Here is a 13,906-nt window from a genome sequence, read left to right as displayed (position 1 = left end):
CATATTTGAAGAGGAATTTATAAACTGTGTTCAGAATGAATGAAATGGTTCCAGAATCTGTATTTAAAAAATCCAGAAATATCCAAAGATTTTTTGGAAACCCTGATGATAATCCAACAAGGTTCGAATGTTTATACGATATAAATATAAATGATCTTGAAATTTCACCATTAGAGAGGACGCTTATCATTGCAGGTATTAAATCTTATTTGAAGCAAAATGACTTTAAATTAAGTGATACTACCTTAGAAACATTACATATCCAGGGTATTACTGAAAATGAACTGAGGGCAGCTCCAAATTTACGTTGCGGTTATGAACAAGCCCGTGCGTCACCTCAGTGCATGAGCATTGAAAGTCCTATTGTTCACGCGATATTAGATCATACAATGACATTTATTGGCCTTGATTCAAGTAAATATTTAAGTAGCCTTTTGTTGGGAAAAGCTCGTATCAGCAGAGAAGGTTCTAAGTTCTTAGGGCAAGTCGTCTTACAGGAACCTAATTTGTTACTTAGGATTTTTCACTCCGGTAGTATACCTAGTGATACTATTTTTAAAGAAATCACTGAAGATCATATTATTCAATCACTTAAATTAAATCCTGAACTCAAAAAAGATTACATATTTAAAGTATTTAATGTTAAAGATTTAGAGGGTTTAGTCAATGTGGTAATAAGAAAAATTTCTCAAAGAACTAGAAAAGAAGAGGATGAATTCTTGCTAGAGGCTGCAGTTGATGTTTTGCAACTTAAAAATAAAATTGCGAAAATTATTAACATCAACACAAATATAAAAAATGATACAAAACCCATCTGGCTTAATCAGGATGTTAACCTAATTTTATTAGACTATTTACCTAGTCAAGATATAATTTCTCTTATTGAAATAGCCATTGAAGCAGTAGTGGCAAGTCAATCTCTTAACCTTATCAATACGCCCCTTTCCAGTCGTCAGGATGTCAGAAATTTAGAACACCAGATGAGCGCACTAGGCCTAGAAGATCAAGAAAGTAGCCGTGGCAGCAGCAATAGACTGTCGGTAGAGCCTCTGATGGACGGTTCTGTTAAGTGCTCTATAAAAATGAAATGCAATGAGTTATGCTAAAGATATGAATTTTCACTCTGCATGCTGTTGCCCAATGAAATTGTCCATAAAATTGACAGAAACTGAGCGCTTTACATTACAACAACTATCTTTAAACCATCATTATAGAGAGACCAGGATGCGAGGAGCTGGACTGTTACTACTAGCCAAGGGACTCAAACCGGTTGAAGTTTCCAAGGAGCTTTTGGTTAGTTTTCGAGCGGTGTATAACTGGATCCATAGGTGGCGCCGAGCAGGTATTTGTGGCCTGCTTTGTCAATATAACGGCGGCCGACCACGAGCGCTGTCGCCAGAAATGGTTGCCAGTGCTGTCGACGCTGCATGCTCGGAATCATTGAGTTTAGCAGGCATAGCCAAACGAGTGGAAGCTGAACATGGTGCCTTACCTTGCACGCTAGAAACACTCGCTTCGGCGCTTAAAGAGCAAGGGCTCTCCTATAAAAGATCACGTTATTCACTTAAAAAAAACGTGATGAAGCCTGTTACATTGCAAAATCAGCTGTACTCTCAAGGCTCAAATTGCTCTCCCGTGAAGACAACAAATATCGTTTGATCTATTTTGATGAAAGTGGTTTTTCCTCTACCCCTCCTGTTCAGAATGGTTGGGGACCTAGAGGGCAGCCGCATCGGGTAGAACCAAAACCACACTGCAGACGTTCGGTACTGGGGGCTTTAGATTTTTCAGCTAACACCTTGTCCCATAAGATTATTGAGCAAAATGTGACAAGAAAAGAGGTCGTTGACTTTTTAGAGGATATTGCCCAGAAGGGTGAGCAACGCTATACCTTTGTGGTATTAGATAATGCCAGTATTCATCATGGCATTGAGCAAGAGACATTGAAACGGTGGTTCGTGGAGAACAATATGGTACTTCTTTATCTTCCCGCTTATAGTCCAGAGCTTAATTTGATTGAGATAGTTTGGAAACAAGCTAAGTATCATTGGCGCCGCTTGGTAACCTGGAGTAAACAAACTATCAATACAGAAATTAACCGCTTGTTGAGCTCTTATGGCAATATTTTTGCAGTTAATTTTTCGCGATAACTTAAGATAGTGGCTGAAACCAGGCAATTTTCATAGCAGGATGGCTATGGTCATCAGCGGCTTCAGGGCAATCGCGCTATGAATTTTCTGTAACAGATTGGCCAAACAAGAGCGTCTCCCGATAAGCTAAATTGGAGAACGCCCGCCTTTTACGACGCCGGATACTTCGTTTATCACTACTATTATCCTGTTGCAATAGATTCAAAGCAGTACGGCGAATGAGTTCAAGGTTAGCGGCTGAGTGATCTTTGCGTCCACGGTGAGCATCCTCGGGAAATGGTACATCTAATATCCAATGTTGCTGGTTTTCAATAGACCCATGACGACGGATAGTCTCTGCAATAGAGGCCACCTTGGTGATTGAGCAGAGGTAATCGCGTCTCTGCTCACTCGTTTTCCCGTCAATTTCACGTGTGGATGCAACCATGGCTACTGCTTTTAGCCCAGGCCATAGCCCCTTCTGTTCTAGGTAGTGTTCTATAATGACTGATAGTGAAATTTTTCGATAGAGGAACCGATCACCTTTTCATGGCTTTCTATGGATTTGGAAAAACAAATTGTTCGTCTAGCCAAGCGCTTACTATGCGTTCGGGTGGTGGGTTTCATGAACTATTCAAATATCATCAAATTGTAGGTTCGTTTCCAACAGGTCTAATTGGAAATGAGCTCAAAAGCGGGAATGATCTCAAACATTGATGGCTTTTGGATAGACGTCTTGGGGCATGCTCTTGTGTCTCTATATTTAATGAAATAGTAGTACCCAAAAATTTTGTACTCATAGAAGCCATCTGTTGAATGAGTGGGTGTTCTCTAATTTCCTGAGGACTGGTTCCAAAAATGGGTGTTAACCATCGGCTACTAAGATCTGTAGATCCCTGATTATGACTAGTTAACACCTCAACTTTTACCCCAGATTGTAATAAATCAGCCATTGCTGAAAAGTTATTTACGTAGTAATTCAAACCAAGGCAATCAATAAACTGCAGATCAGTTAGTTTTGGCAAACCCATAAAAATAGACAAGTCGATGGGGCTTTCTACACCGGTGAATTTCGCCTGTTTTAGACCAGGATGTATCATATCCTTTAATCCATGGATGATTTTAAAGCTTATCTCTAAGCTAGGTGCTAAAATACTATCACCAGTGGCGTCTAAGTACTGACCACTCAGTATTATTTTTTTGCCTTCTATAATCATAAAAACCTCGTTTTGATAGCAATCATAACACATCAGTCAAGAGAGGACACCACCGACCAAGCGCTGGTTTTGCTTGGAAAGCTCAATGAATTGGCTTTAGATGATCAAGCTGATGCCTGTGAGCAGCTCCATGAGCAAGCCGAACGCTTGTATCAAAATCTTGCCGAATCCTTGTCGGAGTAGCTAGATGTCTAAAAAAGATGACCTATCATCAGAAACCCAAGAGTCTTCAGAGCTTTCACAGCCTTACGATACCTGGTTTAAACGCTCGATGCAGGAAAAGAAGGTTGCTATCGATCTGCTGCGATCAAAATTGCCTGAGGCATTATTAGCCCGGATGGATTTGTCGACGCTGACGCTAGTCAATGGCACTTCTATTCTGAAGGGATTAGAGGTTGTGCATTCCGATTGTGTTTACCGCTGCACTATCGGAGATAGTGATGGTTACATTATCATCGCATCGGAGCACCAGAGCAGGGCGGAGAAGTTGATGGCTTTTCGTGTTTTTCAATACACGGTAGGCATCATGGATAATCATCTGTCGCAGGGCCATGAAAAGTTACCGGTTGTAATCTCCTTGGTGATCTACCACGGGATTCAGTCACCTTATCCTTACCCAACCGAGATATGGGACTGTTTTGAACAGCCAGAGCTAGCCAAGCAGTGGGCACTGAAGCCCTTTCAGTTGATTGATTTGACTGTAATGAATGATGAAGAAATTAATCATCATGGACTGGCCTCGATGATGGAGCTGTTACTTAAGCACGCCAGAGAGGAGCAAGTCCTCGCTTGGGTGAAAAAGATGCTTAAGGAAGGCAATTTGGCTATAATTTACTCAGAAATTGGTCCTGGGTATATTCAAGAGGGCTGGAAGTATATCGTCAAGGCATGCGGCTCTGATAAGCATCCAGAGGAACGAGATCGGGTCGTGCTAGCATTAGCCAGTGCTTTCCCGGAAATAGGAGAAGAGATTATGACGTTTGCTCAACAATTCAAGCAAGAAGGTATACAACAGGGTATACAACAGGGCTTACAGCAAGGTCTACAACAAACCGCTCTACGGATGTTGAAAAAAGGAACACCATTAAATGAAATTGAAGAAATCACCGGCCTTTCGAAAAAAGAGCTGTTGCACCTACATTAAGTCCCTAATTCCTGCTTAAAAAGGGCCTCTCTGGGCCTTTTTTGACCATCATTCCAAATTTTTAAAAAAGTGTAACAGTGGTTGTTTTTCACTATTTGACGCTGATTTGTGAGATGGATGAACAATGGGGGTGGGTTGGCAACAAACGTCAACAGCACTGGCTTTTTGATGGTTTTGATATTAAGCGTAAAAAGGTGCTTGCTCCTGTTTTTGGGCCAAGAACCACTGAAACCTTACGACGCTGACTACAACTGCTTAAGAGATTTTCAATGGGGAGGTTCACTACCGATGGTTGGCCAAATTATCAGCAACAGCTTTCCCAATGGAAGCACCTAGTTGGCAAGGTTTTGACTCAACGCATCGAACGCCATCATCTAACGCTGCGTGCGCATATCAAACGCTTGGCTAGACGAACTATTGGCTTCTCTAAATCTGTAGAACTTCATGAAAAAGTTATCGGTGCTTCTATTGATAACTTTCACTGTCGGTCATTATGACCCACTACCCTCAATTTTTATCATCTAATCCATAGTGATGTAGGGCTCGGTTGAGGATCACGTTTCCTAATTTAAAAACCTACAAAACAACTGTTGATTTTAACATTTAAGCCAAATTGATAGTAATAGTAAGCGTCCTGCCGGGTAGTACTTCTGATTATCAAGGTTATGTTGAGCCCGTGGCGGCTGAAAAAAGGAAATTTTCATAGCAGGATGGCTGCTGGTCATCAGCGGCGCCTCTTCGCTAGACAATATCCGGTGATTCTGCTAACGTTCTCCCAATTTTTTATAGGGGGGATAGGTTCACCGGTGCGGAGTACGCTAGGGTAGCGTCTCGTAAAATCCCCGTCTTATCAGGGTTTTGATTAGGGTAGTTCGGGCTATCGAGCTTGAGCTGAACCGCTAGGCACCAGGTTGTAGTGCGCCGTGTTATACAGTATCCCCCTAGGCCTCAATCACGCATTGGCCATTGGCCCCTTGGAGAGTGATCCGGGCCCATCGCTCGGATGAGTCGCCACGCGGGCGGCAGCGATCACCACCATCACGCAGGGAAACAGTGGTATAAGGGTGTACGATACCGGCTGCCAGCGAGATCCTGATTCATCAAACAGAGCTGAAGGAAACCTCCCATGTCGGAAAGAGTACAGGATGATGTGGATCCTATCGAGACCCGCGAGTGGTTGCAGGCCATCGACTCAGTGATTCAAACAGTGGGTGTGGAACGCGCGCACTTTTTAATGACACAGCTGCAGCAAAGGACGGCCTTGTCGCTCTCTGCAGGCGTGACGGCTAGCACCACCGACTATGTGAATAGCCTTGCAGCGGATCAGGAGCCAGATTATCCAGGAGATTTAGCGATAGAGCGGCGAATTCGGGCGGTGATTCGCTGGAATGCTGCCATGATCGTATTAAGAGCTTCAAAAAAACAGCTCGATCTGGGTGGCCATATCGCTACATTCCAATCGGCGGCGACGCTGTATGAGGTGTGTCAGCACCATTTTTTTCGGGCTGCCAATGCACAGGATGGGGGGGATCTCGTCTATTTCCAAGGCCATAGTGCTCCAGGCATCTATGCCCGGGCTTTTGTAGAGGGGCGCTTAACCGCAACACAACTCGATAATTTCCGCCAAGAGGTGGAGGGCCAAGGATTGCCCTCCTACCCCCATCCACGATTACTCCCTCAATTCTGGCAGTTTCCGACGGTCTCGATGGGACTTGCGGCAGTCTGTGCTATCTATCAGGCACGCTTCCTGAAGTATCTACAGCATCGTCAATTAAAAGAGACCTCAGCACAGACCGTGTATGCTTTTTTGGGTGATGGTGAAATGAATGAGCCTGAATCCAGAGGAGCGCTGTTTGCAGCAGCGCGCGATAAGCTAGACAACTTAATTTTTGTGATCAACTGCAATTTACAGGGCTTAGATGGGCCGGTGCTCGGTAACGGGAAGATTATCCAAGAGCTAGAGGGCGAGTTTCGAGGGGCTGGCTGGGCTGTTATCAAGGTGATTTGGGGCAGCGGCTGGGACAGCCTGCTGCAGCGCGACCACAGTGGTAAATTGATCCAGTTGATGAATGAAACCCTTGATGGGGATTACCAGACCTTGAAGTCCAAAGATGGCGCTTATGTTCGTACCCATTTCTTTGGGAAATATCCTGAGACTTTGGCGCTGGTCGCCGAGATGAGTGATGAAGCGATCTGGGCTTTGAATCGAGGGGGCCATGATCCACAAAAGCTGTTCGCTGCCTTCAAGCAAGCCAAAAGTATTCAGGATCAGCCGGTGGTGATTTTGGCTAAAACCATTAAAGGCTATGGTATGGGCGGCAGTGCACAAGGTCAGAACATTGTGCATAATGTCAAAAAGATGGATCTAGTCGCGATTCGTCAGTTTTATGCGTACTTTAACATCCCCTTGGATCCCCAGCAGATTGAATCACTCCCCTATCTCACCTTGGAACACGACGCGGCTGCCGAAAGCTATCTCCATGCACGCCGCCAGGCGCTCAAGGGCTATGTGCCCACGCGGTTAGCCGAGTTTACTCAACCCCTACCAATTCCTGCGCTGGAGGCTTTTCAATCCCTATTAACGGAACAAAACCGTGAGATCTCGACTACCCTGGCCTTTGTTCGGGTCTTGAATGTATTGCTGAAACAGCCCACGCTGGGTCCACGCATTGTGCCTATTATTGCCGACGAAGCGCGCACCTTTGGAATGGAGGGGCTGTTCCGCCAAATTGGCATTTATAACCCACAGGGGCAGCAGTATACCCCGTCCGATCGTGAGCAGCTGGCGTATTATAAAGAGGATCGTCAAGGACAGGTCCTACAAGAAGGGATCAGTGAATTGGGAGCGGGGGCCGCTTGGCTGGCGGCAGCCACGAGCTATAGTACCCATGATTACCCGATGATCCCTTTTTACATCTACTACTCTATGTTTGGTTTTCAGAGAATTGGTGATCTATTATGGGCTGCAGGGGATCAACAAGCGCGAGGTTTTTTGATCGGTGGGACCGCGGGGCGTACGACCTTAAATGGCGAAGGGCTGCAACATGAAGATGGCCACAGCCATATCCAAGCGTTGACCATCCCTAACTGTCGTGCTTACGATCCCGCTTACGCCTATGAAGTTGCCGTGATCATACAAGCCGGTCTGCGGCAGATGTTGGGTGAGCAGCACAATGTGTTCTACTACTTAACCACCTTAAATGAGAACTACCAGCAACCGGCCATGCCAGCCGGGGTTGAGCAGGGGATCTGTCAAGGGATCTATCGCTTAAAAAGCTTGGCGGGAGAGGAGCTTAAGGTTCAATTAATGGGCTCTGGTGCTATCTTACGGCCTGTTCGTCAAGCCGCCAAGATTTTACAGCAGGAGTATGCCATTGGTTGTGATCTCTATAGTGTCACCTCTTTTACTGAGCTGGCGCGTGAGGGCCAAGTCTGTGTACGCTGGAATCGGCTACACCCGACCAACTCCCCCCGTATCCCTTATGTGGCCCAGGTGCTGAACGATGCCCCAGTGGTCGCTGCGACCGACTATATGAAACTGTATGCGGAGCAGATCCGGGCCTATTTACCGACCAGGGACTACGCTGTGTTAGGGACGGATGGTTTTGGTCGTTCTGATAGCCGAGAAAACCTGCGTCGCCACTTTGAAGTGGATGCCTATCATGTGGTCATCGCCGCGTTGAGTCTCTTAGCACGGCGTGGTGAGTTGCCGCCGCACACCGTGGCAGAGGCGATCACGCGTTATGGGCTTAATGTCGAAAAAATCGATCCGTTGTATGCATAAGAGACAACCATCATGATACAAACTATTTACCTTCCTGATATTGGCAGCGATGAGGTTGAGATCACGGAAATTCTGGTGGCCGTAGGGGATCAGATTACCGCTGAGCAGCCGTTAATCATCGTTGAAGGAGACAAAGCCTCCATGGAGATCCCAGCACCCAGCGCAGGTTGTGTGCAGGAGCTGTCGATTAAGGTGGGCGATAAGGTCGCGACTGGTTCGTTACTCTTATCACTGAAGCATGCCGCTGCGGCCTCTGAATCAGCCGGCGTGCCGAACAGGCCCTCACCCTTGCCTGTTGAGATAGCAGCCGAGGCTAAGATTCAGCGAGAACCAGTCGATCCAGCATCGAAACCTGAAACGGCGCCAGTTTCGATACCGACGCTTGACGGGGTAGTGACGCCCCACGCTGATGTGCATGCCTCTCCCTTGGTACGGCGTTTAGCCCGTGAATTTGGTATCGATGTGAGCCAAATCATTGGCAGCGGCCCGAAGGGGCGTATCGTGCCGGAAGATCTACAAATTTATGTTAAAAGTGCCTTACAGCGTGCGAGCACCACACCTCCCCCGGCAGAGGGTCCTGGTCTGCAACTACTGCCCTGGCCACGGGTTGACTTTAGCCAATTTGGACCGGTAGAACGGGTAGATCTCAGTCGCATCAATAAGTTAACCGGTGCCAACTTACATCGCAATTGGGTGCAGATCCCCCACGTGACGCAATGGGGCAGTGCTGATATTACTGAGCTAGAGGCCTTCCGTCAGCAGCAAAACCGGGAAGCTGAACAGCAGAAATTAGGGATCAAATTGACACCGTTGGTCTTTATTATGCAAGCGGTTGCCAAAGCCTTGACGCGCTTTCCACGGTTTAACAGCTCCCTGTCACCCGATGGGCAACAGTTGATCCTAAAAAAATATATTCATCTGGGCATTGCCGTGGATACCCCTCAGGGATTGGTGGTCCCCGTGATCCGCCAGGTGGACCAACAAGGGATCTGGCAGTTATCACAGGCGGTGGCGGAAACGTCACAGCGCGCACGGGCAGGGCAGTTAACGCTTGCTGATTTTCAAGGCGGCTGTTTTACCCTCTCTAGTTTAGGAGGGATTGGTGGCACTGCCTTTACCCCCATTATTAATGCCCCTGAAGTGGCTATTTTAGGGATTTCACGCGCTGCACAGCAGCCGCAGTGGGATGGCCAGCAATTTATTCCACGGCTAAGGCTGCCACTCTCCCTCTCTTATGATCATCGGGTGATTGATGGGGCTGAGGGGGCTCGCTTTATGACGCTATTAGAGCAGTTATTAGCGGATATCCGTCGTCTACTGCTGTAATCAGGCTCTACACCCACTGAACCCTGCGCCGTCAAGGAGAGCGTATTGGCTCCTGCCTTGAATGATCAAACTACAACACTAGCCCCTCTGAGGTGATAGATGAGTCAAGCGATAAATACCCAGGTCGTGGTACTGGGTGGTGGACCTGCCGGCTATTCGGCAGCTTTCCGCTGTGCCGATCTAGGATTAAAGACCGTGATGGTTGAGCGTTACGCAACCCTTGGCGGGGTCTGTTTAAATGTAGGCTGTATCCCCTCTAAAGCGCTGCTGCACGTTGCCAAAGTAATTACCGAGGCTAAAGCAATGGCCACGCAGGGGGTCTGTTTTGGTGAGCCGAAAATCGACCTTTCGAAAATTGCTGCTTGGAAAGCACAAGTGGTTAGTCAACTGACGACCGGCTTGGCCGGCATGGCTAAAAAGCGACAAGTGGCGGTGGTACAAGGATCAGGTCGTTTTAGTGGCACTCATCAACTCACAGTAGAAGATGCCCAAGGCGCTTTGACCACCATTCAATTTGAGCACGCTATCATTGCTGCCGGTTCACGGCCGATTCAACTGCCCTTTATTCCTCATGAGGATCCACGAATTTGGGATTCAACGGCCGCCCTAACCTTGCAAACGGTCCCCAAACGCTTACTGATTATGGGGGGAGGGATTATTGGTTTAGAGATGGCGACGGTTTATCACGCCTTAGGATCACAGATCGAGGTAGTTGAAATGGCTGATCAGCTGGTTCCTGCCGCCGATAAAGATGTAATGAATCTCTATACCAAGCAAGTGTCCCGTTACTTCACACTGCTATTAGAGACGCAAGTGACTGCGGTGCAGGCCCAGCCTTCCGGCATCGAAGTGACCTTCAGCGGCAAGAAGGCCCCCCCCACGCCGCAGGTCTATGATGCTGTGTTGGTTGCAGTCGGTCGTCAGCCCAATGGTTTCCCTATTGCTGCCGATCAAGCGGGGATCAGAGTGGATGAACGGGGATTTATTCTAGTCGATAAGCAGCAGCGAACGAATGTAGCGCACATCTTTGCCATTGGCGATATTGTGGGACAGCCAATGTTAGCCCATAAAGGGGTGCATGAGGGACATGTTGCAGCGGAAGTGATTGCCGGGAAGAAACACTACTTCGATCCTAAAGTGATCCCCTCGATTGCCTATACTGATCCGGAGATTGCTTGGGTGGGGTTAACTGAAAAAGAGGCCACAGCACAGGGAATAGCGATTGAAACGGCTACTTTCCCCTGGGCTGCTTCGGGACGTGCCATCGCCTCTGATTGTGCTCAGGGGATGACTAAGTTGGTTTTTGATCAGCAGAACCATCGCGTGCTTGGCGGGGCGGTTGTCGGCAGTCATGGGGGTGAACTATTAGGCGAAATTGCCTTGGCGATTGAGATGGGTTGTGATGCTGCTGATATGGCACTGACTGTGCATGCGCATCCGACGCTCTATGAATCCATTGGCTTGGCAGCAGAGCTATTTGAGGGGAGTATTACCGATTTACCGAACCCTAAAGCCAAAAAATTTGATGCTGCTTAATAAGCCTATGTATGGGTCTCATGGCCAGCCCTGTTAAACGGCCACTGGCTGGCCATCACCGCTACTGTTTGATGGCGCTTTAGGGTTGTAGGGACTCTATGGGTGTTTTTCTGGGTCGGTTTTCTGTGGCCCCAATGTTAGATCATACAGACCGCCACTGCCGTTACTTCCATCGCTTATTAAGTCGCCATGCCCTGCTATACACCGAAATGGTCACTCCCGAGGCCATTTTGCGGGGTAGAGGTGATTTTTTAGCCTATAGCCCTGAAGAGCAGCCGCTAGCACTGCAGCTAGGTGGCAGCGATCCTGACACTTTGGCTGCTTGTGCACAGCAAGCGGAACAACTCGGTTATGCTGAAGTGAACTTAAACGTCGGGTGCCCCTCCAGCAGAGTGCAGGAGGGGCGTTTTGGTGCCTGTTTAATGGCGGATGCACCTCGGGTAGCGACTTGTATCAGGGCGATGCAGACGCGGGTGAGGATCCCGGTTACGGTGAAAACCCGTCTGGGTATCGATCAGCAGGACAGCTACCCATTTTTAGCGGAGTTTGTACGGACGGTAGCGACTGAGGGGGGCTGTAACACCTTCATTGTCCACGCCCGTAAAGCCTGGCTCAATGGTCTGAGTCCCAAAGAGAACCGAGAGATCCCACCGCTGGATTACTCCCGAGTGTATCGACTTAAACGGGACTTTCCGCAGCTGAAGATCGTGATCAACGGGGGGGTGAAGAGTGTGATAGAGGTAGAAACGCACTTGGAGCAGGTTGATGGGGTGATGATGGGTCGCGAAGCTTATCATAACCCACGCTTATTAGCTCAGATCGATCAAACACTGTTTGACCCATCGGCACAGGGATCAGAGCCCGAGGCGGTGGTTGAAGCGCTCTATCCCTATATTGAGCGAGCCTTGCAACAGGGCACACCACTCAACCGCATCACTCGGCACCTGTTGGGATTATTCCATCAATTACCAGGTGCTCGACGGTGGCGCCGTTATTTGAGTGAACAGAGCTCGATGCCGCAAGCCGATCTCTCTGTCGTCATACAGGCATTGGCTCTGGTCACTGCCGCACGTGGTTAGGTGAGGACGCTGGCAGGGTTTTTTACACCAGGACAAGCCTTATTGGTGGAGTGAGCAATCTGCGATTTTTTGTTTTAAGAAAAAATAAAGCGTGTATTTATTGGTAGGGGCTGCTAGGATGATAGCCGGCTTGTGGAGACATGAGCCAGAAACAGCCCGCCAGGCAAAGGGCTTTGTAAGTTTATTTTTTTTTCAGGAAACACCCATGTCCAAGTCCCAAGGAACCGTTAAATGGTTCAATGAAAGTAAAGGTTTCGGTTTTATCCAATCAGAGGGTGGCGAAGATGTTTTTGTTCATTTCTCTGCCATCAAAAGTGACGGCTTCCGTACTCTGAAAGAGGGGCAACGCGTTATTTTTGATCAAATGGATGATAAGCGCGGTAAAAAAGCAGAAAATGTCGAGGTTGCCTCCGCATAATAGCAGCGCGTTCGAATGGATAGCTGTCAAGAGTCTCTTATAAGCTAGGATTGCTCTTCAGCATCGCTTTCTTAAGCGAGCCCACGTCACCGCGGGCTCGCTTTTTTTCGCTGGTTCATTTCCCCCAGCCACGCCTAATTTCAGCCTGTGGTTGATTTCACTCAGTGGTTAAAGTAGAGGGGTGGTATTCGTCAAAGATGAGCAATGATATGCTTAACCAGTGCCGGCCCGTGATAGATTAGGCTAGAGTAGAGCTGAAGTAGAGTAGCGCCCGCTTGCAGCTTTTCCCGCGCGGCGGTCAGGGAGTCGATGCCACCGACGCCGATAATCGCTGTTTTCCCCTGCAGCTCTTTGGCCAGTAGGGTGATAATCTGGGTACTACGCTGCTGCAGGGGGCGTCCACTCAGACCCCCCTGTTCATTGCAATGCGACAGTCCACGCACCAACTGACGATCAAGCGTAGAGTTGGTGGCAATCACCCCGTCGATCTGGTGGCGTAGAACAGTGTCGGCAATTTGGATAATCTCTGAGATTTCAAGATCAGGCGCGATTTTAATGGCTATCGGGACTGTGCGCCCATGTTGCTGCTGGAGTGCGGTTTGTTGTGCTTTGATAACCGTTAATAGGTTGTCTAAGGCTGCGCCATATTGCAAGCTGCGCAGTGCAGCAGTGTTAGGTGAGGAGAGATTGAGTACCACATAACCGGCGTAGGGGTAGACTTTCTGTAGGCAGTGGAGATAGTCATCGTGTGCCTGTTCAATCGGCGTATCGGCGTTTTTGCCAATATTAACACCAATAATTCCATCATAACGGCTATTTTTCAGTCGTTCTACCAGATAATCCACCCCTAGGTTATTGAAACCAAGGCGATTGATGAAAGCTTCCGCCTCTTTGATCCGAAATAGACGGGGGCGTGCTTGGCCATCCTGTGCCCGTGGGGTCACCGTCCCCACTTCAATAAAGGCAAAACCCATGGCACCAAAGGCTTCAATCGCCTCCCCATTTTTATCTAGGCCTGCGGCCAGTCCTACGGGATTTTTAAAATTTAGCCCCATGCAGGTCACCGGTTTCACGGCCACCCGCTGGCGCAATAGCCATAGCAGCGGGGTTTCACTGACTTTTCGTAACAGTTTAATGGTCAGATCGTGAGCATATTCTGCATCTAACTGCAGCAAGAGTGGTTTTAAGAGCGAGTAGAGCATTGACTCTCCATGAAGGTTATTTGATTTTTTAAACGATCAATCAGTGAGGTACGCCCAGTAAACCTGGGCAT

At 48.0% G+C, this 13,906-nt stretch carries 12 protein-coding genes and 3 pseudogenes; 11 read left to right on the top strand and 4 right to left on the bottom strand.

The features are described from left to right. The first annotated feature begins 35 nt into the window (after positions 1–35). The 3 genes from NL324_RS03710 to NL324_RS03700 are packed head-to-tail and all read left to right on the top strand — an operon-like array spanning position 36 to position 2,150. Positions 36–1,106, top strand: coding sequence for a hypothetical protein (locus tag NL324_RS03710; RefSeq protein WP_253306392.1), 1,071 nt, complete (start codon positions 36–38; stop codon positions 1,104–1,106). Positions 1,107–1,140: 34 nt separating this feature from the next. Continuing rightward, complete coding sequence (locus NL324_RS03705) at positions 1,141–1,659, top strand: helix-turn-helix domain-containing protein (RefSeq protein ID WP_253305868.1); 519 nt, start codon at positions 1,141–1,143, stop codon at positions 1,657–1,659. Further along, positions 1,626–2,150, top strand: coding sequence for an IS630 family transposase (locus NL324_RS03700; protein ID WP_301282740.1), 525 nt, complete (start codon positions 1,626–1,628; stop codon positions 2,148–2,150). The genes NL324_RS03705 and NL324_RS03700 overlap by 34 nt, the downstream gene beginning before the upstream one ends. 76 nt (positions 2,151–2,226) lie before the next feature. Here the strand turns inward: NL324_RS03700 and NL324_RS03695 are convergent, their stop codons facing one another. The 3 genes and pseudogenes from NL324_RS03695 to NL324_RS03685 all read right to left on the bottom strand — a co-directional run bounded on the left by NL324_RS03695 (position 2,227) and on the right by NL324_RS03685 (position 3,346). Next, the gene (locus NL324_RS03695) at positions 2,227–2,631 is read right to left on the bottom strand and encodes an ISAs1 family transposase (RefSeq protein ID WP_301282773.1); all 405 of its coding nucleotides are present in this window, start codon (positions 2,629–2,631) and stop codon (positions 2,227–2,229) included. Continuing rightward, positions 2,628–2,747 (bottom strand): annotated as a pseudogene (locus NL324_RS03690) (IS1 family transposase); the annotation flags it as partial. The gene NL324_RS03695 and the pseudogene NL324_RS03690, both read right to left, overlap by 4 nt. A gap of 26 nt (positions 2,748–2,773) precedes the next feature. Next, entirely contained in the window at positions 2,774–3,346 is a 573-nt protein-coding gene (locus NL324_RS03685) for a hypothetical protein (RefSeq protein ID WP_253306390.1), read from the bottom strand. A 12-nt stretch (positions 3,347–3,358) separates the two neighbouring features. Between NL324_RS03685 and NL324_RS03680 the strand changes: the two genes are divergently transcribed. The 8 genes and pseudogenes from NL324_RS03680 (at position 3,359) to NL324_RS03645 (ending at position 12,633) form a co-directional block, all read left to right on the top strand. Continuing rightward, positions 3,359–3,529, top strand: a complete 171-nt coding sequence (locus NL324_RS03680) for a Rop family plasmid primer RNA-binding protein (RefSeq protein WP_253306389.1) — start codon at positions 3,359–3,361, stop codon at positions 3,527–3,529. A gap of 4 nt (positions 3,530–3,533) precedes the next feature. After that, entirely contained in the window at positions 3,534–4,490 is a 957-nt protein-coding gene (locus NL324_RS03675) for an Rpn family recombination-promoting nuclease/putative transposase (RefSeq protein ID WP_253306388.1), read from the top strand. A gap of 113 nt (positions 4,491–4,603) precedes the next feature. Beyond that, positions 4,604–4,987: pseudogene (locus NL324_RS03670) on the top strand (IS1 family transposase). Between the two features lie 629 nt (positions 4,988–5,616). Beyond that, positions 5,617–8,274 carry a pyruvate dehydrogenase (acetyl-transferring), homodimeric type gene (gene aceE, locus NL324_RS03665; RefSeq protein WP_253306387.1) on the top strand — a complete coding sequence of 886 codons (2,658 nt, stop codon included), beginning with the start codon at positions 5,617–5,619 and terminating at the stop codon, positions 8,272–8,274. Positions 8,275–8,298: 24 nt separating this feature from the next. Further along, positions 8,299–9,600 (top strand): annotated as a pseudogene (aceF, locus tag NL324_RS03660) (dihydrolipoyllysine-residue acetyltransferase); the annotation flags it as partial. A 99-nt stretch (positions 9,601–9,699) separates the two neighbouring features. Then, positions 9,700–11,136 (top strand): dihydrolipoyl dehydrogenase, encoded by a 1,437-nt coding sequence (gene lpdA / locus NL324_RS03655; RefSeq protein WP_253306386.1) that lies wholly within the window; start codon positions 9,700–9,702, stop codon positions 11,134–11,136. 98 nt (positions 11,137–11,234) lie between these two features. Then, positions 11,235–12,215: a tRNA dihydrouridine(20/20a) synthase DusA gene (gene dusA / locus NL324_RS03650; protein ID WP_253306385.1), complete on the top strand. Its 981-nt coding sequence runs from the start codon at positions 11,235–11,237 to the stop codon at positions 12,213–12,215. Positions 12,216–12,420: 205 nt separating this feature from the next. After that, positions 12,421–12,633 (top strand): cold-shock protein, encoded by a 213-nt coding sequence (locus NL324_RS03645; protein WP_253307121.1) that lies wholly within the window; start codon positions 12,421–12,423, stop codon positions 12,631–12,633. A gap of 191 nt (positions 12,634–12,824) precedes the next feature. Here NL324_RS03645 and pyrD read toward each other — a convergent pair whose 3' ends face one another. Continuing rightward, positions 12,825–13,835 carry a quinone-dependent dihydroorotate dehydrogenase gene (gene pyrD, locus NL324_RS03640; protein WP_253306384.1) on the bottom strand — a complete coding sequence of 337 codons (1,011 nt, stop codon included), beginning with the start codon at positions 13,833–13,835 and terminating at the stop codon, positions 12,825–12,827. Positions 13,836–13,906 lie beyond the last annotated feature (71 nt).

It is taken from the genome of unidentified bacterial endosymbiont, assembly GCF_918320885.1.
Lineage (GTDB): Bacteria > Pseudomonadota > Gammaproteobacteria > Enterobacterales.
Note: the sequence above shows the minus strand (reverse complement) of the source record. Positions and strands in the feature narration are given on the sequence as shown.